Origin of the sequence: Amycolatopsis tolypomycina (genome assembly GCF_900105945.1) — a bacterium.
In the GTDB taxonomy this organism is placed as follows: Bacteria; Actinomycetota; Actinomycetes; order Mycobacteriales; family Pseudonocardiaceae; genus Amycolatopsis; species Amycolatopsis tolypomycina.
Genome location: NZ_FNSO01000004.1, coordinates 4095146 through 4117277 on the forward strand (window position 1 = coordinate 4095146; position 22132 = coordinate 4117277).

General features: G+C 73.2%; 16 protein-coding genes. 7 read left to right on the top strand and 9 right to left on the bottom strand.

The annotated features are described in order from the left end of the window. Positions 1-5: 5 nt before the first annotated feature. Genes BLW76_RS28775 through BLW76_RS28790 form a run of 4 tightly spaced genes read right to left on the bottom strand, consistent with a single transcriptional unit; the run spans position 6 to position 5250 of the window. Entirely contained in the window at positions 6-3053 is a 3048-nt protein-coding gene (locus tag BLW76_RS28775) for a WXG100 family type VII secretion target (protein WP_091313115.1), read from the bottom strand. Then, complete coding sequence (locus BLW76_RS28780; RefSeq protein ID WP_091313117.1) at positions 3053-3370, bottom strand: hypothetical protein; 318 nt, start codon at positions 3368-3370, stop codon at positions 3053-3055. The genes BLW76_RS28775 and BLW76_RS28780 overlap by 1 nt, the downstream gene beginning before the upstream one ends. A gap of 1 nt (position 3371) precedes the next feature. After that, entirely contained in the window at positions 3372-3617 is a 246-nt protein-coding gene (locus BLW76_RS28785) for an acyl carrier protein (RefSeq protein WP_244170347.1), read from the bottom strand. Further along, positions 3610-5250 carry a fatty acyl-AMP ligase gene (locus BLW76_RS28790; protein ID WP_091313122.1) on the bottom strand — a complete coding sequence of 547 codons (1641 nt, stop codon included), beginning with the start codon at positions 5248-5250 and terminating at the stop codon, positions 3610-3612. Before BLW76_RS28790 ends, BLW76_RS28785 begins: the two co-directional genes overlap by 8 nt. A 69-nt stretch (positions 5251-5319) precedes the next feature. On the opposite strand from BLW76_RS28790, the gene BLW76_RS28795 reads away from it, so the two are divergent. Then, complete coding sequence (locus tag BLW76_RS28795) at positions 5320-5799, top strand: DUF2087 domain-containing protein (protein ID WP_091313124.1); 480 nt, start codon at positions 5320-5322, stop codon at positions 5797-5799. An 11-nt stretch (positions 5800-5810) separates the two neighbouring features. Here BLW76_RS28795 and BLW76_RS28800 read toward each other — a convergent pair whose 3' ends face one another. Then, on the bottom strand, positions 5811-6329 hold the full coding sequence (locus BLW76_RS28800; protein WP_091313126.1) for a bifunctional nuclease family protein: 519 nt from the start codon (positions 6327-6329) through the stop codon (positions 5811-5813). 161 nt (positions 6330-6490) lie between these two features. Here BLW76_RS28800 and BLW76_RS28805 point away from each other — a divergent pair, with 161 nt between their 5' ends. Both BLW76_RS28805 and BLW76_RS28810 read left to right on the top strand, forming a co-directional pair. Continuing rightward, positions 6491-6964, top strand: a complete 474-nt coding sequence (locus BLW76_RS28805; protein ID WP_167384768.1) for an SRPBCC family protein — start codon at positions 6491-6493, stop codon at positions 6962-6964. A gap of 58 nt (positions 6965-7022) precedes the next feature. Then, entirely contained in the window at positions 7023-8456 is a 1434-nt protein-coding gene (locus tag BLW76_RS28810) for an MFS transporter (RefSeq protein ID WP_091313129.1), read from the top strand. Here the strand turns inward: BLW76_RS28810 and pdxR are convergent. Further along, positions 8384-9793, bottom strand: a complete 1410-nt coding sequence (gene pdxR, locus BLW76_RS28815) for a MocR-like pyridoxine biosynthesis transcription factor PdxR (protein WP_091313132.1) — start codon at positions 9791-9793, stop codon at positions 8384-8386. The two genes, BLW76_RS28810 and pdxR, sit on opposite strands and share 73 nt — an antisense overlap. Before the next feature lie 81 nt (positions 9794-9874). Here pdxR and BLW76_RS28820 point away from each other — a divergent pair, with 81 nt between their 5' ends. Further along, a complete protein-coding gene (locus tag BLW76_RS28820; RefSeq protein WP_091313135.1) occupies positions 9875-11092 on the top strand; it encodes an MFS transporter in 1218 nt (405 codons plus the stop codon). A 133-nt stretch (positions 11093-11225) separates the two neighbouring features. On the opposite strand, the gene BLW76_RS28825 is transcribed toward BLW76_RS28820, so the two are convergent. The 3 genes from BLW76_RS28825 to BLW76_RS28835 all read right to left on the bottom strand — a co-directional run bounded on the left by BLW76_RS28825 (position 11226) and on the right by BLW76_RS28835 (position 14007). Further along, complete coding sequence (locus BLW76_RS28825) at positions 11226-12041, bottom strand: hypothetical protein (protein ID WP_244170348.1); 816 nt, start codon at positions 12039-12041, stop codon at positions 11226-11228. Between the two features lie 66 nt (positions 12042-12107). Continuing rightward, positions 12108-13613, bottom strand: a complete 1506-nt coding sequence (locus BLW76_RS28830; protein WP_244170349.1) for a CehA/McbA family metallohydrolase — start codon at positions 13611-13613, stop codon at positions 12108-12110. Positions 13614-13686: 73 nt separating this feature from the next. Continuing rightward, positions 13687-14007, bottom strand: coding sequence for a spore germination protein GerW family protein (locus tag BLW76_RS28835; protein WP_091313142.1), 321 nt, complete (start codon positions 14005-14007; stop codon positions 13687-13689). Positions 14008-14235: 228 nt separating this feature from the next. Here BLW76_RS28835 and BLW76_RS28840 point away from each other — a divergent pair, with 228 nt between their 5' ends. From BLW76_RS28840 to BLW76_RS28850, 3 genes are all read left to right on the top strand, one after another. Further along, positions 14236-15861, top strand: a complete 1626-nt coding sequence (locus tag BLW76_RS28840; protein WP_091313145.1) for a DUF6345 domain-containing protein — start codon at positions 14236-14238, stop codon at positions 15859-15861. A 147-nt stretch (positions 15862-16008) separates the two neighbouring features. Next, entirely contained in the window at positions 16009-16248 is a 240-nt protein-coding gene (locus tag BLW76_RS28845) for a hypothetical protein (RefSeq protein WP_091313148.1), read from the top strand. 247 nt (positions 16249-16495) lie between these two features. Beyond that, on the top strand, positions 16496-21964 hold the full coding sequence (locus BLW76_RS28850; RefSeq protein WP_091313150.1) for an ATP-binding protein: 5469 nt from the start codon (positions 16496-16498) through the stop codon (positions 21962-21964). Positions 21965-22132: the final 168 nt, after the last annotated feature.

The window sequence follows — 22132 nt, forward strand, 5'->3', positions numbered from 1 at the left end:
TGCTCCTACCTGATCCGGGCGGACGGCGGGTCTTCGTCGTCGAGCGAGCCGATGATCCGCCGCCCGGGCTCACCGAGGTTGTCGAAGACGGCGCCTTCGATCCGGTAGGCGGGCGCGCGGCGTTCGGTGTCGCCGCCACCTTGGGCACCGGCGCCGCCCATCGCGCCCATGCCGGGCATGCCGGCCATCGACGAGCCGGGCGCGCCGGCGGCGCCGGGCGTCCCGGCGGCCGACGCGAACGCGGGCTGGGGATGGGCGCCGCCGGCCCCGGTGTGGGCACCGCCGGAGACGGGGCTTTCGCCGAGTCCCCCGCCGGCGGGCTCGAAGCCGGCACCGGAGAAGCCGGCGTGGGCGCCGCCGCCGATGCCGGCCGCCGCGGGGGCGGAGTGGGCGCCGCCGCCGCCCGGTGAGGCCGGGTCGCCGGCGGGTTTGCCGTCGCTGCCGGCGTGATCCGAGCCGCTGCCCGGCGAGGTCGGGTCGGCAAAGCCGCTGACGTGGGAACTGCCGCCGGCGCCCGGGGTGCTGGAGTCGCTGCCGGGTTCGCTGCCGGGCGAGGACGGGTCGTTCGCCGCGAGGTCGTCGAGGGTTCCGCGGTGGGTCGGCAGGTCGTCGAGCCGTTTGGCGGGTGTGCTGCCGAGGGCGTCCGCCGGTTTGTCGTCGTCGCCCAGGGTGTACGTCGTCGGGGTGCCCTTGCCGTCGTCGACCGTCACCACCGTGGGGCCGTCCGGGCCGTCGGGGCGCTCGGCCGTGATCTCGAGGTCGCCGTCGCGGATGTGGATCTTGCCGTCCGGGCCGGGGTGGTACGTGTCCGCGTCCGTCCCTTGTGGACCGTCGGCGGGCGTGGCTTCCGACCAGTCGAGCTTGAAGTCCTTCGGGTCGCCGGGGCCGTCGCCGACCTTGATGTCCATCTTGCCGTCGGCGTCCGGCTCGGTCATCTCGAACGTCTTGTCGCCCTGCTTGACCTTCAGGACTTCCGGCTCGTCGTCGCCCTTGGCGTCGCCGAGGAGGCCGTCGGGGCCGTCGACGTCCTTCAGCGCCTTGCCGTCGTCGGTTCCGGGGGCTCCGCCCAGGCCGCCCGCGTCGTCGCCCGACTCCGTCTCGATGCCCGGGCCGCTGAACTCCTTCAGTGCGTCCGCGGCCTTCTTCTTCGCCGCCTCGGCGGCCTCCTGGCCGCTGTCGGGCGGCGGCACCGAAGACGGTGTCGTGCTGTCGGAACCCCCGCCCGACCCGCCACCCGAGCCGAGGCCGGCGCCCGCGCCGGACTCCGTCTGGATGCCCGGGCCGCTGAACTGGTTCAACGCCTCCGCGGCCTGCTTCTTCGCCGCCTCGGCCGCCTGGGCCGCCTGCTGTTTGGCCGCTTCCGCCGCGGCCGCGCCGTCGTCCTGGCCCGCCGGCGAGCCCGAGCCACCGCCTGCGGAACCACCGCCGGACGGCGTGGACCCCTCCGGGATCGGCGGCACCGAGCCGCCGCCACCCGCGCCCGAGCCACCGCCCGTACCCGCGCCCGCGCCGCTCGGCAGGTCGGTGCCCGAGCCGCCGCCCGCACCCCCGCCCGGCGCGCCGGACCCCGCACCCGTCTCGGGAATCGACGGCACCGGCCCACCGGAACCCGGCCCGGCCCCGGAACCCGAGCCGGCTCCCGACCCCGACCCGAAGCCGGCCCCGCCCGCACCCGGACCACCGGAACCGGAACCACCCGAACCCGAGCCGCCCGAACCGAACGCACCCGCACCCGAGCCGCCCGAACCGGCACCACCGCCGAACCCGGCACCCGAACCACCGGCCCCGCCGCCGCTACCACCCGCCGAACCAGCGCCACCCGCCGAACCAGCGCCACCCGCCGAACCAGCACCACCCGACGACCCGGGCCCACCCGGCAGCGAAACGCCCTCGAACTCGTTCCGCACCCCGCCCATCACCTTGTCCAGCGCGTCGTACGCCTGGTCGACGAGGTCCTTCGTGTCTTTGCAGGTCTTCACGAACCCCTGGTACAGCCGGTCCCACATGTCGGGGTTGAACTGGTTCTGCACCCACTGCTTGGCGAGGTCCTGACCGTGCTTCTTGATCTCGTCGCCGTCGCAGCAGCCCTGGTCGTTGAGCGTCTTGACCAGGTTCGTGCCGAAGTTCAGGTCCATCCAGCCCGCGATCTGGGCCAGGTCCTTCTCGTTGCCGTGCTCGCCGTTGGCGACCGCCACGACCTTCTGCGCCATCTGGTAGTCGGCCTTGCCGACCAGGTCGGTGTACATCCCGATGACCGCGTCGGCCTTGCCCTTGCACAGCTGGAACACCGTCGTGGCCGTGCTCAGCGTCGCCTCGCTCGCGGTGCCGAGCGTCTGGGACAGCTTCGCCGCCTTCGGCTGGATCTTGTCGTTGTAGGTGTCCGACGCCGCGTCCGCGCCCGCGCCGCTCCAGCTCTGGTACAGGCTGCCCAGCTGGGAGCCGGTGTCCTGCAGCGTCCGGTCCACCGTCTCCGCGCCGCGCTTGAAGTGCCCGGCGTCGGCGACGAAGTCCGCGAAGCTGATCCCGCGCTGCTCGTCGAACGGCGTGCGGATGTCCTTGTCGAGGTCGAGCGCGCGGGTGTTGCCGCGGCAGTCGGGCGGGAGCTTCGCCAGCAGCGAGCCGAACGTCTCGAACAGCTTCAGCGCCGGGGCGGCCGCGTCGAAGATCTCGTCGGACGTCTTGGTGCCGCTCGTGCTGCCGGCGCTGTCGGCCGCGGGCGGCTTCGTCTCGTCGAGCTTCTTCTTGCCGTCGTCGACGGCCTTCTTCTCCTGGTCCTCGTTGTAGCTGTTCTGGTCGCCGCTCTGCTTCGCCTTGTCGTAGGCCTCGTCGACCGACTGGCCGGCGAACAGCGGGTTCGCGTTGAACGCCTCCGCGTACTTGCCGGCTTCGGCCCGCTTCTGCTTGATCTCGTCGGGCTCCTGGTCGGCCAGGAACGGCGGCGGTGGCGGGTTTTCCCGCAGCCAGCTGCTGATCAGCGCGCTCTTCTGCGCCGGCGGCACGCTCGGGTCGTCCAGCAGCGCCTTGACGTCGGACCACTTCTTCTTTTCCGCCATCAGAGCGCGCCCCCGGCGTTGGTGATCGTGCCCGACTGGTTGTCCTCGTTGGCGCTGTAGCTCGCCCCGGCGGTGCCGAGGTTGGTGCCGAACGAGCCGAGGGTGCTGCTGTAGCCGGAAACCGCGGCCCACAACGCCTGCGCGCCGGCGGTGTACTTGGTCGCGTGGGCACCGTGCGCCCGGCCGAACTTCTCCGCCGTCACCTGCGCCGTCTGCAGGTCGGGGTTGTCGTCCAGCAGGTGTTCCGCCAGGTCGCCGATCGTCTTGGCCGCCGCGGACAACGCTTCCGTCGTCGCGGTGTACCCCCCGCCGCTCATGTCAGCGCCCCTCACTTCTCAGTGCGTCCGCCAGCACTTCGGCCACGGATCCCACGTCGGTGAACCGGTCGAGCCGGTCCAGGTCGATCGTCACGCCGTAGTAGATCTCCAGCGCCGCCAGCAGCTTGATCCGGCCCTTCGAGTCGATGCCCAGCTCCTCCAGGGGCGCGTCGGGCTCGACGAGAGCCGGGTCGAGCCGGAAGCTGTCACAGACGACCTTCGTGACCTCGGCGCGGCGATCACTCACGGTTGCCACCATAACGTGCTTTCGCGGCGGACCGGGCGACCTTGCCGCTCGATGTGCGCGGAAGGCCACCGGAAGGGACCAGACGTACCGCGCGCAGCGTGAGACCGTGCTCGCGCGACACCGCGCGCAGCACCGCCCGGCGCACCTCCCGGTCGTCGGCTTCGACGCCGCGGGCCCGCTCGGCCACCACCACCGCGCCCTCGCCGTCGTCGTCGGACACGCCGAACGCGGCGACGCGGTCGCGGCGCACCGCGGGATGGGCTTCCCCCGCCGCCGCTTCGATGTCCTGCGGGTGGAAGTTGCGGCCGTCGATGACGATGAGGTCCTTGAGCCGTCCGGTGACGTACAGGTCGCCGCGGTGCACGACGCCGAGGTCGCCGGTGCGCAGCCAGCCGCCGAGGCCGTCGAGCGTGGCCCCGAACGCGGTGGCGTCGCCGCGGCCCCAGTAGCCGTCGGCGACGTTCGGGCCGTGCACCCAGATTTCGCCGACCTCGCCGTCAGGCTGCTCCCGGCCGTCGTGGACGACCCGGACGAGCTGCCCGACCGGACGGCCCACCGACACGAGTTCCTGGCCGCCTTCGGTTTCCACGGCCCGGCCCTGCGCGAGGGCTTCGCGGTCGAACACCGCGCTTCGCGGCCCTTCTTCGTCCGCACTCGCGACGTACACGGTGGCTTCGGCGAGCCCGTAGGACGGCCGGTGCGCCGCACGCGGGAAACCGCGCGGCCCGAACACCGCGTGGAACCGCTCGATCGTGCGGGGCCGGACGGGTTCGCTGCCGTTGAGCGCGACCCGGACTCCGCTGAGGTCGAGGTCTTCGCCGGTGTCGGTGTCGGCGGCGAGGTCGTAGGCGAAGTTCGGCGCGGCGGTGAACACCGCCGGGTACCGCGCGAGCTGCCGCAGCCACCGCACCGGGGAGTGCACGAACTCCGCCGGGGCCATGAACACCGCGCGCCCGCCGGCGAAGACCGGCAGGCACAGCAGCTGGATCAGGCCCATGTCGTGGAAGAACGGGATCCAGCCGGCGCAGGTGGTGCCCTCGTCGACGGCGTAGGCGAGGCTGCCCTGCCAGCAGGCGGCGACGATCGCGCGGTGCGGGATCACCGCACCGGCCGGCTCGCGCGTCGACCCGGAGGTGTACTGGAGGTAGGCCGGGCTGTCCGGCGTCACCGGCACCGGGTCGGCGCCGGGCCCGGTGAGCTCGTCGACCACCACGACGTGCTCGTGCGCGGGCAGGCGCGCCACCTCCGCCGACGACGTCAGCCACAGCCGCGCGCCCGAATCGGCCAGCACCCCGGCGAGCCGGTCGGCCTGTGCGGGGTTCGCGGGCACCATCAGGGGAACGGCGATCAGGCCGGCGGCCAGCGCGCCGAAGAAGGCGAGGGGGTAGGCGAGCTCCTGGCCGGCAAGGATCGCGATGCGCTCCCCCGGCGCGGCCACCCGGCGCAGCTCGCCCGCCACCACGCGGACCCGGGCGGCGAAGTCCGCCCACGTCAGCGTGTGTTCCACGCCGTGGCGGTGGTCCTGGTGGGTGAACAGCGGACGCTCGTCGCCGGCGCGAGCGAACAGCCGCTCGACGATCGACGTGCGCAGCACCGCCTCGGGCACGGTCACCGGCACGGTCGGACGGGGCACGCCGGGCAACCTACCGGCCGCCGGAAACCCGGTTCACCCCCGGGGCGAGCCCGGGTACGGTCGCAGACCATGGCCGTACCGGAAGCGCTGGTCTCCGCACTCGCGGACGAAGACCGGCTGCAGCTCTTCGCCCGCATCTGCACCGCCCCCGACGGGCTCGAGGCGTCCCACGCTTCGGCCAAGCTCGCCAAGCGGCTCGTCGACGCGGGACTCGTCGCCGAGGCCGGCGGCCGCTACCGGGCCGTGCCGTCGGTGTTCCGCGACGCGCTGGCCAAGGCCCCGGTCGACCCGCTCGACGCGCTGTTCCGGCACGGCCGGCTCGTCTCGATCCCGCACTCGGGCAAGCGGCGGCAGCTGGTGCTGGCCTACCTCGCCGAGCGCTTCGAGCCGGGCCGGCTGTACACGGAGCAGGACGTCCGCGAGAAGCTCTCGATGGTCCACGACGACCACGCGACACTGCGGCGCTACCTCGTCGACGAAGGTCTCCTGCAGCGCAGCAACGACGGCGGCGCCTACGGCCGCCCTGCGGAAGCGCGCGCCGCGGGCTGAGCGGGCAGGCTCTACTCCAGGTCGTCGAAGTCCTCGGGCCGCAGGCCGTCGAGCTCGGCGCGGAAGCGTTCGACCTCGGCTTCGGCGTCGAGCACGTCGGCGGCCGGGCCCTCGGTCTCCTGCTCCACCTCGAGCTGCACCGACGCGACGTCCAGCACCTCTTCGGCGACGCGGATGGGCGCGCCCTGGCGCAGGCCGAGCGCGACCGCGTCGCTCGGGCGGGCCGACACGCGGGTGCCGGACGCGAGCACGAGATCGGCGTAGAAGATGCCGTCCCGCACCTCGGTCAGCTCCACCGCGGCGAGGCCCTGGCCGAACGCCGCGAGCACGTCGCCGAGCAGCTCGATGGTGCCCGGGCGCGGCTGCGCGATCTGTTCCCGCGCCCGCACGAGGGCCTCGGCCTCGCCGTACCCGATCATGATCGCCAGCCAGCGCCGGGCGCCCTCCGGCTCGCGCAGCAGCATCAAGGGCGCCTCGCCGGGGACCGGGACGGCCATCCCCACCACTTCGATCGGGATCACGCTGACCACCGCACCCTCCGTGTCGCGGGATTCCTCGTTCCCTCCGCGCGCGGGGAATACCCAGAACGACGGCTTCGCAACCCGCCGGGTTTCCGGGACCTGCTCTCCTCGGCTGCGGACTCCGCTCCCACGCCTTGCCCGGCCGCGCCCGGCGCTGTCACCGTCGGGGCGTGGAACCGACGATTTCGCGCAGTGTGACCGTCTCCGCCGACCCCGGCACGGTGTGGTCGTGGGTCACCGACCTGCCGCGGATGGGCGAGCTGAGCCCGGAGAACGTCGGCGGCCGCTGGCTCGACGGCACCGGGCCCGCCCTCGGCGCGCGGTTCCGCGGCCGCAACCGCAACGGCCGGCTGCAGTGGTGGACGCGGGTGCGGGTGGTCGCCTTCGAGCCGGACCGCCGGTTCGCCTTCGACGTGCGCACGCCGTTCGGCTCGCGCGTCTCGCGGTGGGAGTACGTGCTGGCGCCGGCGCCGGACGGCTGCGTCGTCACCGAGAACTGGTACCGGATCGGCAGCTGGGTGGTGCGGAAGTTCATGGGGCCGCGCGTCACCGGCCGCGCCGACCGTCCCGGCTACAACGTCACGTCGATCGAGCACACCCTGGCGGCGCTGAAGGCCCGCGCCGAGGAGCTCACTGCCGCCTGAGTCTCTTGTTGAGACCCACTCGGTCCAGCTAGGTTGCTTTACTGAACCTAGGAGGACCATGACCCACGCCCCGCCGAAGCCCGGCGTCGTGCTGCTCGTCGTCTCGACGGCCGCGTTCCTGGCGAGCCTGGACACGTTCATCGTCACGATCGCCTTCCCCGGCATCCGGGCCGCGTTCCCCGGCGACGACCTGGCGACCCTCTCGTGGGTGCTCAACGGCTACACGGTGCTGTTCGCCGCCTGCCTCGCCCCGGCCGGGCGGCTGGCCGACCGGTACGGCCGCCGCCGGCTGTTCCTCGCCGGCGTGGCGGTGTTCACCCTGGCTTCGGCCGCCTGCGCGGCGGCGCCGTCGATCGGCGTGCTGGTCGCCTTCCGCGCGGTGCAGGCGATCGGGGCCGCGCTCGTCATGCCGACGTCACTGGCGCTGCTGCTGACGGCGTTCCCGCCGCACCGGCGTCCGGTGGCGGTCGGCGTCTGGGCGTCGGTGGGCGCGGCGGCCGCGGCGCTCGGCCCGCCGTTCGGCGGCCTGCTCGTCGAGGCGTCCTGGCGCTGGGTGTTCCTGGTCAACCTGCCGATCTGCGCGGTGACGCTGCTGGCCGGGCCGCGCGTGCTGCGCGAGTCGCGGGACAGCTCCAGCGGCGTCCCGGACGTCCTCGGCTCGGCCGGCCTGCTGGTGGGCGTCGGCGCGCTGGCGTACGCGCTGGTCGAGGCGTCCGACCGCGGCTGGGGCGCGCGGCCGGTGCTGCTGGCGTTCGCGGTGGCCGCCGTCGCGCTGACCTGGGTCCCGCTGCGCTCGGCGCGGCACCCGGTCCCGGTGCTGGACCTGCCTGCCCTGCGCGTCCCGACGCTGTGGCTGGCCTGCCTGACGACCGGGGTGTTCGCCGCCGGGTTCGCGGCGATGCTGTTCGGCAACGTGCTGTTCCTGACGTCGGTCTGGCACGACTCGATCCTGGTGGCCGGGCTGTCACTGGCGCCGGGGCCGCTGGTGGTGGTCGGGGTTTCGGTCCTCGGCGGCCGGTTCGTCCACCGCTTCGGCCCGGGCCCGATGGTCGCCCTCGGCGGTGTCGCGTTCGGGGCCGGCGTGCTGATCTGGCTGCTGCGCATGGGATCGGTGCCCGACTACGCGGCATCGATGCTGCCGGGCCAGCTGCTGACAGGCCTCGGCGTCGGCCTGATCATGCCGAGCCTTTCGGGCGTGGTCGGCACGGTCCTGCCGCCGTCCCGCTGGGGCGCGGGTTCGTCGATGGTGAACACGGCCCGGCAGATCGGCACGGTCCTGGGCACGGCGGTGCTGATCGCGGTCTTCGCCGGCACACCGGACCTGGCGGCCTTCCGCCACGGCTGGCTGGCGATCCTGACAACGGCGGCGGCCACCTGCACCGGCGGCCTCCTCATCGCCGCGCGGCGGCGGGCGGACCACTACGCCGAGCCCCAGGCCGCGTCCAGCACCGCGAGCCCGGCGTCGATGCTCGCCGAGGGGATCGAGCCGTAGCCGAGGACCACGCCCTGGCGTGGGAAACCGCCGCAGAGGTCCGACAGCGTCTGGATCGCCGCTCCGGCCTCGGCCGCGCGGGCCGCTATCGGCTCCAGGTCCGTCTCGTCGGCGGCCAGGGCGCACAGGTGCAGGCCCGCCGCCGACGGGACCACGCTCAGGCGGCCGGCGAACACCCGCTCCAGGGTCGCCGTGATGCGCTCGTGGCGGTCCGCGTACACCTTCGTCGCGCGGCGGAGGTGGCGGGCGAACAGGCCCTCGTCGACGAACCGGGCCAACGCGGCCTGCGCGGGCAGCTCGCCGTGCCAGCCGGACAGCCGGCGGGCGTGGTGCACCGCGTCGCGCAGTGACGCCGGGGCGATCAGGAAACCCAGGCGCAGCATGGGAAGCAGCGTCTTCGAGAACGATCCGACGTAGGCCACGCGCCCGTCGCGGTCCAGGCTCTGCAGCGGTTCCAGGGGACGGTCGGAGAACCGGAACTCGCTGTCGTAGTCGTCCTCGACGACGACCGCGCCGGCCCGCTCCGCCCACGCCAGCAGGGCCGTGCGCCGGGCGAGGGACATCGGGGTGCCGAGCGGGAACTGGTGCGACGGCGTGACGTACACCAGCTTCGCGCGCGAAGGCAGCGCGGCGACGTCGAGGCCTTCGCCGTCCACCGGCACGCCGACGACTTCGGCGCCGTGCGAGGCGAAGAGCAACCTCGCCATCCGGTAGCCCGGTTCCTCGACGGCGACCCGGTCGCCGGGTTCGAGCAGCACGCGGCACAGCAGGTCCAGTGCCTGCTGGGCGCCCTGGGTGACGAGCACGTCGTCGGCATCGGCCCGCACCGACCGGGAGACGCCGACGTGCCGGGCGATCGCCGCGCGCAGGCCGGGGTGGCCGCCGGGCTCGGCGTAGTGCGCGAACCCGGCGGTGTCCCGCAGTTCCCGCGCGAGCAGGCGCCGCCAGGTGTCCAGGGGGAACAGCGCGGCGTCGGGGATGCCGACGCGGAAGTCGAACACCGGTTCCGGTGCCGCGGCGGCCGGCGCCGGCACTGACCGCCACACCGCCTTCGGCTGCGGACCGCGTTGTGCGGGGGCTTTGCGCGGCTTCGGCGGGAGCTCCGCGCAGACGTACGTGCCGGCGCCGACGCGGCCGGCGAGGAAGCCGTCGGCGGTGAGGCGGTCGTAGGCGACCGCGACGGTGTTGCGCGAGACGGCCAGCCGCCGCGCCAGCTCCCGCGTCGGCGGCAGCCGCTCCCCCGCGCGCAGCCTGCCGTCCAGCACGGCGTCACGCAGCTGGCGGTAGATGCGGGCGCTGAGGTCGCCGCGGCCCGCCAGGCTGACGTGGAAGTCCATCCCGCGACCCTACATTGGCCCAATTCATGTGTTCGGAATTGGATCTGGGATCGGGCCAAAGCGCGTTCTAACGTACGTCCCATGACAGTGCTACTCGACCGGCTTCCCGATCGTCCGCGGACCCGGTCCGCCGGCCGGCTGCTCGCGGCCGCCCAGCTCGTCGGCTCGCTCGGCGACGGGGCGTTCCTGACTTGCTCGGTGCTGTTCTTCACCCGGATCGCGGGCCTGACACCGGCGCAGGTCGGGCTCGGGCTGACGCTCGGCTGGGCGGTGGGCTCGGTCGCGGGCGTGCCGCTCGGGCACCTCGCCGACCGCCACGGCGCCCGCGGCTCGGCGGTGCTGCTGGCACTGGCGACGGCCACGGCGATCCTCGCGTTCCTCGTCGTCCGCTCGCCGGTGGCGTTCGTGCTGGCCGCGTGCGTCTACGGCAGCTGCCAGACCGGGCTGGCCGCGGTCCGCCAGGCGCTGCTGGCCGCGCTCGCCGACCCGGAGCGGCGCACGCGCGTCCGGGCGCACCTGCAGTCCGCGGGCAACGCGGGCCTCGCCGTCGGCGCCGGGCTGGGCGGCCTCGCACTGTCGGTCGACACGGCATCGGCGTACCTGACGGTCTTCGCCCTCGACGCGGCGGCCTTCGTCGTGACGGCGGCGTTGCTGCACGCGCTCCCCCGTGTCCCCCGGACCTTCGCGCGCCCGGGAGCGCCGAAGTCCGCCGTGCTGCGCGACCGGCCCTACGCGCTGGTGACGCTGCTCAACGCGATCCTCCTGCTGCGCATGCCGCTGCTGAGCGTCGCGATCCCGCTGTGGATCGTCGACCACACGGCGGCGCCGGGCTGGACGGTGTCGGCGTTGTTCGTGCTCAACACGGTCGTGGTGGTGCTCCTGCAGGTCCGCGTGGCCGGTCGCCTCGCCTCGCTCGAGGCGGCGGCGCGGATGGTGCGCCGGTCGGGCGGGGTGCTCCTGGCGTCCTGCGTGGCGTTCGCGCTGTCGGCGCTGGGGACGTCACCGGCAGTGGCGTTCGCGGTGCTCGTGGCCGGCGCGCTGGTGCAGGTGCTCGGCGAAATGCTGCAGTCGGCGGGCTCGTGGGAGATCGGCTTCGCGCTGGCCCCGGCGGACAAGCAGGGCGAGTACCAGGGCTTCTTCGGCAGCGGCGTCTCGGTGGCCCGCGCGGTGGGCCCGGCGCTGCTGAGCACGGTGGTGATCGGCGGGGGCTTCGCGGGCTGGCTCGTGCTGGGCCTGGTGTTCCTGGGCGCGGGCTGGGCGATGGGCCCGGCGGTCCGCTGGGCCGCCGCGACCCGCTGAGCCCGAGCGCCCCAATGTGGCGTTGGTTGCGTTGAACGCACCGAACGCCACATTGGGTGCATCCAACGCACCGAACGCCACATTGGGTGCGTCCAACGCACCGAACGCCACATTGGGGCGCATGGGCCGGGGGCTACTCGCCGGCCTGGGCCGCGGCGGTCTGGTGGAACGCCAGGTTCTGACCGGCGGCGGAGTCCTCGGCCCAGGCGCCCGACTCGGCCGTCCAGGTCCGGCCGGCGAAGCTCACCTTGTCCACCCCCAGCGCCTCCGCGCGGGCCACCAGCCAGGTCGCGTACGTCCAGCCCTGCGCGGCCGGGTGCGGGCCGCTCAGGCGGGACGTGCCCAGCTCCGCCGTCGCCGCCGTCGCCACGTCCGCGGGCGCCGCCAGGGTCAGGTTGCGGCAGGTCAGCGCGGCCGGGAACTGGCCGTTGAACGCCGCCGCCATGGCGCGGGACTGCGGTTCCCACTGCGCGTACGCGTCCGGGTGGCCGGACCGCTGGACCGCCTGCGCCGCTTCGGTGATCGGCAGCGTGTCCCAGTTCTCCAGCTTCTCGAGCTTCTCGTAGAACTCCGTCGCCGCGTAGACGGGGTCGCGCAGCTGCGCGATGGTGCCCCAGCCCTGGCTGGGCCGCTGCTGGAACAGCCCGACCGAGTCGCGGTCACCGCCCTCGAGGTTGCGCAGCTTCGACTCCTGCAGCACCGTCGCGAGCGCGACCGTCGCGGCGTGGGCGGGCAGGCCCATCTTGGTGCCGACCGCCGAGATCGTCGCGGCGTTGTTCATCTGCTCCGGGGTGAAGGTGTAGGCGGCGGCGCCGTCCCCCGGCAGCGCCACCGTGCACCCCGGCGTCTTCACCGAGCCGCGCGTGTACGCCACCACCACGACGATCCCTGCGACCAGCACGATCACCGCACCCAGCACGATGGCCAGCTTCAGGCCACAACCGCGCACCCTGCCTCCCCGTCACCCGTTCGCACCAGTCTGCCCAATGGGAGGACGCGGGGCACCGGCCGGGGTTCAGTGCGGGGCGCCGAGGAAGATCGGGTTGGACATCGCCACCATGGCGTTCGGCACCGTCGTGTTCGGGCCACCGGACGGGCGGCGGACCTCGACGCGCACCCACCGGCTGTACCGGGGGTAGGTCGTCCAGGTGACCGTGGCCGCGCCGGAGTCGCCGATCGGCTCGGTGTGTTCCGGGCCGAGCTGGTCGAGGAACGTCACCGTCGTCCCCGGCACGCCGGCGACGACCGCCTTGACCGTGACGGGTGTCCCGGTGCCGCCGGCGAGCCGTTCGCCGATGCCCGCGCTCGTGCCGCCGCCGGAGACCGTGAAGTCGAGGTGCACGGCCGCCGACTCCGCCAGCCAGGAGTGTCCCGCTTTCAGCCCGGCCAGCAGTTCCCGGCGGCGCAGCCGGTCGGCGAGCACGACGGTGTGCGGCAGGGCGACGCGCTGGTCCGGGTTGTGCGCGTCGGAGTCGCCGATCGCCGGGATGAAGCGGCCGCCGCGCAGCAGCCCGTCCCAGTGGACGACACTCGCCTCGTCGTCCTGGGTCCACGGGCCGTTCCAGACCTCGACGAGGTCGGCGAGCTCGTAGGCGAATTCGTAGGTGCAGCCGAAGCAGTTGGCGAACGGGTGCGCCGCGGTGACCAGGCCGCCGGCGCGGTGCACCTGGTCGGTGAAGCGCCGGAAGTCCCGCGGGTCGGCCGCGCGGTAGCGCCAGTCGATCCAGGTGCCGGCGGGCAGGCCGATCGCGGGCCAGTGCCCGGACCGGGTCGTCACCTCTTCGCCGTTGAGGATCAGCAGGTCGTCGGTGGCGTGGTCGCCCCAGACCAGCTGTGAGCTGGAGGTGTTGTGCTCGGTGGAGACGATGAAGTCGAGTCCGGCGGCCCGCGCGTCGGCGACGAGCTGCTCCGGCGTCCGGCGGCCGTCGGAGTGGACGGTGTGCAGGTGGCTGTCGCCGCGGTACCAGGCGCGGCCGCGCTCACGGGCGGGCGCGGTTTCCGGCGCCGGGTCCGGCTTGAACGGCACGCCGTCGGGGCCGAAGGTGAGCGTGATGTCCACCCGGTAGTTCAGGCCCTGCGGCGCGACGGTGTACGGACCGAGGATGACGTGCCACCGGCCGGGGGTGATCGGGCCGGCGAGGTAGCCGGGCGTGGCCTCGGACGCGCTGATCGAGAAGCGGTCGCGAAAGCCGCCGGACCAGCCGCGGAAGCCGCGCGCGTTGCCGAGTTCGTGGCCTTCGGGGCCGAAGATGCCGATGTCGCAGGCGTTCCCGCGGGTCCCGGCGGGCACCGGTGGCTTGTCGTAGGAGTACACGACGTCGATCTGCCGCACGCCGCGCGGGACGTCGACGGGCAGGTAGTACCAGTCCGGCACGTCCGGTCTCAGCGTGCCGGTGACGGTGTGTGTCCGGCTGGTGCCGCCCGGCTGGGCGGCGAACGCCACGCCGGGCAGCAACCCGGCGGCCGCCGCCACCGCCGTTCCTCCTGCTCGCAGCAATGTCCGCCGCCCGAAGTCACTCATGCGCACCTCCGCATCCGACGCTAGGCGCGCCGGGCGAACACGGACACGAACCGGCGGTGAACTTTCGGCAGCGTCAGCCGCGCTTCGCGAAGATCTTCGCGAGCGCGACAACGCCGAGCGCGGCAGCCAGCCCGAGCCGCGTGACGTCGACGGCCGGCACCCAGGTGACAACGCCGTCCCGGACGACGAAGGCGCCGACGGGCCGGGCCAGCACACCGAAGCCGGCGCCCTCCCGCACGGGCAGCGCACCGGTGTCGTCACCGCCGCCACCCCCGCCCCCGAAAACGGCCGCGGCGGGGATCACGATGGTTCCGTCGCGTTCGACCGGTTCGCCGTAGACGAGCCGGGCGGAGAAGATCCGGCGCGCGGCCGACGCCACCTGCCCCAGTTTCATCCCGTCATCCTGGCGCGGGCCGGACCCCGTGCGCACCTCCCCGCGAGCTGTCCACTGTGGCCGGTGCCGGATGACCGGATCCCCGCCCCGCGCAAAAACGGCCCACGGAATCGGTGCAGCACTGAAAAAATTGCGCTGAAGGTGTGGCAAAAAGATGTATCCGATTGTTTTCACCGCTTTGACGGCTACCGTCCGATCGCTGCATTCTGCCACCCACGGGGAGGAATCATGGCACTGCTCAAGAACGGCGTGGTCACCGCGCCACCGGGTACACCCGCGGCCGCGCGGGGGCTGACCTCGGCTGATCCGTTCGCCGGGACCGGGGTGGCCGCCGATCGGGGTGCCAACCGGTACGGTGTCTGCTCCATCGAGGACTTTCCGCCCGGCATCACCGATCTTCGCTACACCCACGATGACGCGGGCGGTTTCTACAATTACGTCAAGCAGTTCACCGCGCCGAACTTCTGGTACACCGACGGTGGCGTGCTGTCGTGGATCTACGGCGAGCAGTACGACGACTGGCAGGGCACCTACGGCTTCGACGCCTGCGTCGCCGAGTACCACTCGGGACACGGCACGATGGACGGAAACGGCGTCTTCTCGATGCCCATGGGCGGCACCTGGGGCGGTTCGGCCTGGGCGAACTCGGCCGACATGCGGCTGGGCAACGAGGTCGCGCGCTACCTGTTCTTCTCCACCTGCCTCTCGCTGCGCATCGGCGGCGGCCACAGCCCGATCCGCACGTGGAACGCGGCCAACCTCGGCCTGCGGATGATCTTCGGCTTCGAGACGACCAGCGTCGACAGCCCGCACTACGGCGCCTACTTCTTCAGCAAGTGGAACGGCAACGGCCACAAGTTCAGCAAGGCCTGGCTGGACGCGTCGTGGGACATCGACCACCACCAGGCGCCCTCGGTCGTCGCGTGCGGGGCCACGCAGGCCGAAGCGCAGGATCGGCTGTGGAACGAAGGGACCTTCCAGACCGCCGCCGCGTCGAAGAACTGGTGGTGGTGGACCTGGTACGACGCCGCCAAGAGCATCCGGGCGCCGCGGCTGGAGCTGCCCGGCTCCGCGCAGACCGCCCGGTTCGCGCCGCAGCGGCTTTCGCCGTCGCGGCTGGCCGAGCTGGCCGGCCACTACGGCGTGCGGCTCGGCGGCGGGGTGCCCGAGGACGCGCTGGGCCCGCACGGCATCGTGCTGGGTGACGGCCAGGACGGGCCGAGCCTGCGCGTCGACCACCGCGGCGTCCGCGAGATCACCTTCGCCGACGCCGACGGCACCGGCCGGGACGCGCCGAGCGCGGACGAAGCGGTCCGGATCGCCCAGGACGCCGTCGAGACGTTCGGCCTGGCCGACCGCGTCGACCTGGTCGCGGACAAGGTGCGCCACCAGTACCACGCCGGTGGCACGGCCGAGGAGATCGCCGACCCGCGCGTGCGCGAAACCCACGTCGTGTTCACGCAGCTGGTCGACGGCCACCCGGTCGTCACGCCCGGCCTCGGCGAGGTACGGGTCGGCATCGACGGCGCCGGCACGGTGACGACGGTCGTCGACGCCACCCGCGAGGTCGAGCGGCTGGGCGAGGGCGCGCCCGTCGCGCCGCCGTCGGCCGGCGACGCCGCCCGCGATCCGTCCACTGTGGACGAGGTGCTCGACGCCCCGCTGCAGCGGCTGCTGCGCCGGCTCTCCGCGGGCGGCCGGGTCCCCGCCGAGGTCCGCACGATCCCGGACTCGACGGCGGTCGGGTACGCGCTGCGCGGCGACGACGGCGCCCCGGTCGTCCGGCGGACCGTCGAGGTGGACTGCGGCGCGGGGCTGGCCAAGCGGTACGTGCTGGAGGCGCCGCTGCGCTGACCACCGGAAACAGCGGCGGGCCGGCACCGCGTCGGGGGGTGCCGGCCCGCCGTTTCGCCCGTTCGGGTGTAAACCCGGGGTATCCGGGGCACTCCCGAGGGGCACTTGTACTCCAGGGGGAGTGCACCGGACCGAGGGGAGACCACGATGACCTTCGATTTCGTCAGCCGCTGGCTGGGCAGGCATCGCGATCGCCCCGGCGTCACCGTCGACCTGTCCTGCGGTGGCCGCGTCACGCTGCGCGAGATCGACGGGCGGCCGGTGCTGGCGATCACCACCGCACCCGGGCCCGACGGCCGCTGCGAGGTCGCCGCCGTCCCGCTTTCGGACGCCGAACGCCGCGAACTGGGCCAGGTCCTCGAGTCGGACGTCCTGCTCGCATCTTGACGCTTGCGCGCCATCCCCTGTTTGCCCCGTTGTAGGGGTCTTTGTGGCAGACCTCGCGTGAAAGCCGGTCCAGGCGGTGTGGTGCGGGTCGCTTTTTGTCGGGTCCCCACAACTCAGCCGCCCCGGCATGCGCCATGGCGGACATTGGTCTCCCCCATCGTCATCCACCAGGGTGTAGACAAGTGCAGGCGACGTCCAGGACGGGTACGTCGCCTGCTGTGCGTGGGGTACTTGGGAGGCTCATCCGGTGTTCAGTCGTGTCGCCATCGTCAACCGCGGAGAGGCCGCCATGCGGCTCATCCACGCCGTCCGGGATCTGTCGGCGGAGACCGGGCAGCGCATCGAGACGGTCGCCCTCTACACCGACGCCGACCGCACCGCCACGTTCGTCCGCGAGGCCGACCTGGCCTACGACCTGGGCCCGGCGTCCGCCCGCCCGTACCTCGACCTGGCCAAGCTGGAGCAGGCACTGGTCGAGACGAAGGCCGACGCCGCCTGGGTCGGCTGGGGCTTCGTGGCCGAGGACCCGGCCTTCGCCGAGCTGTGCGAGAAGGTCGGCGTCACCTTCGTCGGGCCGAGCGCCGACGCGATGCGCAAGCTCGGCGACAAGATCGGCGCGAAGCTGATCGCCGAAGAGGTCGGCGTGCCGGTCGCGCCGTGGAGCCGCGGCGAGGTCGCCACCCTCGAAGACGCGCTCAAGGCGGGCGAGCAGATCGGCTACCCGCTGATGCTCAAGGCCACCGCGGGCGGCGGCGGGCGCGGCATCCGCATGGTCGCCTCCGGCGAGGACCTCGCCGACGCCTACGAGCGCACCAGCTCCGAGGCGCTGCGCGCATTCGGCTCCGGCGTCGTGTTCCTCGAGCGCCTGGTCACCGGCGCCCGGCACGTCGAGGTCCAGGTCATCTCCGACGGCGCGACGGCGTGGGCGCTCGGCGTCCGCGACTGCTCGGTGCAGCGGCGCAACCAGAAGATCATCGAGGAGTCCGCGTCCCCGGTCCTCGCGCCGGCGCAGGCCGCGGAGCTGAAGGCGTCGGCCGAGCGGCTGGCGGTGGCCGTCGGCTACCGCGGCGCGTGCACCGTCGAGTTCCTCTACCACCCCGGCGAGAAGCTGTTCGCCTTCCTCGAGGTCAACACCCGCCTGCAGGTCGAACACCCGATCACCGAGATCACCACCGGCACCGACCTGGTCAAGCTGCAGCTGCACGTGGCAGGCGGCGGCAAGCTCGAAGGCACCCAGCCCGCCGAGCTCGGCCACGCCGTCGAGGCGCGCCTGAACGCCGAAGACCCCGACCGCGACTTCGCGCCCTCCCCCGGCCGCATCGCCCGGCTGGCGCTGCCCGCCGGCCCCGGCATCCGCGTCGACACCGGCGTCAGCGAGGGCGACACGATCCCGGCCGACTTCGACTCGATGATCGCGAAGATCATCGCCTACGGCCGCGACCGCGACGAGGCGCTGGGCCGGCTGCGCCGCGCGATGGCCGAGACCACCGTCATCATCGAGGGCGGCGCGACCAACAAGAGCTTCGTGCTCGACCTGCTCGACCAGCCCGAGGTGATCGACGCCAGCGCCGACACCGGCTGGATCGACCGCGTCCGCGCCGAAGGCCGGCTGGTCACCCACCGGCACTCCGCGATCGCCCTCGCCGCGGCCGCCATCGAGGCCTACCAGGACGAAGAAGAGGTGTCCGTCCAGCGCCTGCTGTCCACCGCGCACGGCGGCCGCCCGCAGGTCCAGCACGAGAGCGGCCGCCCGCTCGACCTCAAGCTCCGCGGCGTCGGCTACCGCGTCTCCGTCGCCCGCGCCGGCCGCAGCCGCTTCCGCGTCGGCGTCTCGGCCGGCGCGTCCGACGTGCACCACGCCGACATCGAGATCGACCGCTTCGACGCCCACAGCGGCCAGATCCTCGTCAACGGGCGGCGCTTCCGGCTGGTCGCGGCCACGCACGGCCCGATCCACCTCGTCGAGGTCGACGGCGTCACCCACCGCATCAGCCGCGACGAGGGCGGCGTCGTCCGCTCCCCCGCGCCCGCGCTGGTCGTCGCCACTCCCCTCGCGGTCGGCGACGAGGTCGAGGCGAACGCGCCGATCCTCGTGCTGGAGAGCATGAAGATGGAGACGGTGCTGCGCGCGCCGTTCCGCGCCCGTGTCCGCGAATGCCCGGTGTCGGTCGGCAGCCAGGTCGAGACCGGCGCGCCGCTGATGCGCCTGGAACCGCTGGCGGACGACGCCGCCGAGGAGGCGGCCGACGAGACCGAGACCGTCGAGATCGAGCTGCCGACGGTGCCGGACGGCGTCTCCGCGGCCGAGCGCGTCGAACGCGGCCTGCAGGACCTCCGCAGCCTGCTGCTCGGCTTCGACGTCGACCCGGCCGAGCGCAAGCGGCTCGTCGCGACCTACCTCGAAGCGCGCTCCGAGCTGGGCAACCGGCCGGTCGAAGGCGAGCTGGAGCTGCTCACCGTCTTCGCCGACCTGTCCGAGCTGAGCCGCAACACCCCGGGCGGCGAGGACACCGTGCCGAACGGCGCGGTGCACAGCCCGCGCGAGTTCTTCCACAGCTACCTGCAGAGCCTCGACGTCGAACGCGCCGGGGTCAGCGAAGGCTTCCAGGCGAAGCTGAAGCGCGTGCTCGCGCACTACGGCGTCGAAGACCTGGAGCGCACGCCGGAGCTGGAGGCCGCGGTCTTCCGGATCTTCCTGGCCCAGCAGCGGACCGCGGCCGACGTCGCGGTCGTGTCGGAGCTGCTGCGGCAGTGGCTCACCGGCGCGCCGCCGGCCGAGGCGCTGAGCCAGCGCGCCGGGCTCGTCCTGGAGCACGTCGTCGAGGCCACGCAGGTGCGCTTCCCCGCGGTGTCCGACCTGGCCCGCGGCGTGGTCTTCCGCTGGTTCGCCCAGCCGCTGCTGCGCCGCAACCGCGCCCGCGTCTACGCCGCCGTCCGCACCGAGCTGACCTACCTCGACCAGCACCCGGACGCGCCGGACCGCGCCGAGCGGATCCAGGCGATGATCACCGGCTCCCAGCCGCTGGTGCGGCTGATCGGGCAGCGGATCGGGCGGCCGGGCCGCGACCACGCGCCGCTGCTGGAAGTGCTGACCCGCCGCTACTACGGCAACCGCCGGCTGTCCGGGGTCGCCGTCCGCGACGCCGGCGGGCACCGCTGGCTGACCGCCGAGCTCAACACCCCCGAAGGCGTGCTGCCGCTGGTCACCACGGCCGCCGACATCGCCGAGCTGCCCGACGCCCTGCGTGCACTGGGCGAGGTGGCCACCGAAGGCGTGGTCGCCGACCTGTACCTGCGCTGGGAGGACCAGCCGGACGTCGACGCGACCGCGGAGCAGCTCGGCACCCTGCTGGCCGGCACCCCGCTGCCGGCGGGCGTCCGCCGGGTCGTGGTCACCGTGGCCGGCACCGGCGGCGCGGTGATGCACCACCACTTCACCTACGAGCGCGAAGGGGACGGCTTCACCGAAGACCGGCTCATCCGCGGCCTGCACCCGCAGATCGCCCAGCGCCTGCAGCTGCAGCGGCTGCGCGAGTTCGACCTCACCCGCCTGCCGTCGGCGGACGAGGAGATCTACCTGTTCAAGGCCGTGGCGAAGACCAACCCGGCCGACGAGCGGCTGATCGCGATGGGCCAGGTCCGCGACCTGACGCCGCTGCGCGAAGCCGACGGACGCCTGGTCGCGCTGCCCGCGCTCGAGGACGCGGTCACCGCCTGCCTCGACGCGATCCGCAACATCCAGGCGCAGCGGCCGCAGCACAAGCGGTTCGACACGAACCGGATCATGATGTACGTCTGGCCGCCGACCGACCTGACCACCGAGGAGCTCAACACCCTCGTCCAGCGCATCCTGCCGACGTCGGTGGGCGCGGGGCTCGAGGAGGTCCAGTTCCTGGCGCGGCGGCGCACGGACGCGGGCAAGCTCACCGAGCTCGCCGTCCGGATCACCCTCGACCCCGGCCAGGGCGCGCGGCTGCACGTCGAGGCGCCGACGGCCGAGCCGGTCAAGCCGCACGACGACTACCGCCTGAAGGTGCTGCGCGCGGCGCGGCGCGGGAACGTCTACCCGTACGAGCTCACCGGCCTGCTCGCCGGCCCGGAGGGCACGTTCACCGAACACGACCTGGACGACTCGGGCGTGCTGGTCCCGGTCGACCGGCCGAAGGGCAAGAACAGCGCGGCGATCGTGGCGGGTGTCGTCACCACGCCGACCGAGCGCCACCCCGAGGGCGTCACCCGGGTCGTGCTGCTCGGCGACCCGACGAAGTCCCTCGGTGCGCTGTCGGAGCCGGAGTGCTCGCGCGTCATCGCGGCGCTCGACCTGGCCGAGCGGATGCAGGTGCCGCTGGAGTGGTTCGCGCTGTCCTCGGGCGCGCGGATTTCGATGACCTCGGGCACCGAGAACATGGACTGGGTCGCCGCGGCGCTCAAGCGGATCGTCACGTTCACCCAGGACGGCGGCGAGATCAACATCGTCGTCAACGGCATCAACGTCGGCGCCCAGCCGTACTGGAACGCCGAAGCCACGATGCTCATGCACACCAAGGGCATCCTGGTGATGACGCCGGACTCGGCGATGGTGCTCACCGGCAAGCAGGCGCTCGACTTCTCGGGTGGCGTGTCGGCCGAGGACAACTTCGGCATCGGCGGCTACGACCGCGTCATGGGCCCGAACGGCCAGGCGCAGTACTGGGCGCCGAACCTGCCGGCCGCGCGGCAAGTCCTGATGTCGTACTACGACCACACGTACGTGGTGCCGGGCGAGGCCGGGCCGCGGAAGGTGGGCACGAGCGACCCGGTCGACCGGGACGTCTCGGCGTACCCGCACGCGATCGTCGGCAGCGACTTCACGACCGTCGGCGAGATCTTCTCGGCCGAGCACAACCCGGACCGCAAGAAGCCGTTCGACATCCGCACGGTGATGCGCGCGCTGTCCGACCAGGACCACCCGGTGCTGGAGCGCTGGGCGGGCATGGCCGACGCCGACACCGCGGCGGTACAGGACGTGCACATCGGCGGCCGCCCGGTCTGCCTGGTCGGCATCGAGTCGCGGTCGGTCCCCCGCCGCGGCTTCCCGCCCACCGACGGCCCGGACACCTACACCGCGGGCACGCTGTTCCCGCGGTCGTCGAAGAAGACGGCGCGGGCGATCAACGCGGCGTCGGGCAACCGGCCGCTGGTGGTGCTGGCGAACCTGTCGGGCTTCGACGGCTCGCCGGAGTCGCTGCGCAAGCTGCAGCTGGAGTACGGCGCGGAGATCGGCCGGGCGATCGTCAACTTCGAGGGCCCGATCGTGTTCACCGTGATCTCGCGCTACCACGGCGGCGCGTTCGTGGTGTTCTCCAAGGCGTTGAACCCGAACATGACGGTGCTGGCCCTGGAAGGCTCGTTCGCCTCGGTGCTGGGCGGCGCCCCGGCGGCGGCGGTGGTGTTCGCCGGCGAGGTGAACAACCGCACGGCGAACGACCCGCGCGTGACGGAGCTGCAGTCCCAGGTGGCGGCGGCGAATGGCGCGGCCCGGGCCGCGCTCAACGCCCAGCTGGCGGAGGTCCAGTCGGCGGTCCGCGCGGAGAAGGTGAGCGAGGTGGCCGCGGAGTTCGACCGGGTGCACAGCATCCAGCGCGCGGTCGAGGTCGGCTCGGTCGACGCGATCATCTCGGCGGCCGAGCTGCGGCCGCGCATCATCGAAGCGATCGAACACGGCCTGAAGAAGTAGCGCGCCCCAAGCGCCCCAATGTGGCGTTGGTTGCGTCAGACGCACCGAACGCCACATTGGGTGCGCTGGACGCACCGAACGCCACATTGGGGCGCTCGGGCGGTTTCGCGACTTTCGGGGGTGTGGCCCGTTTACGTCGGGCCGACACACTGTGCGTGCCGGTACGGT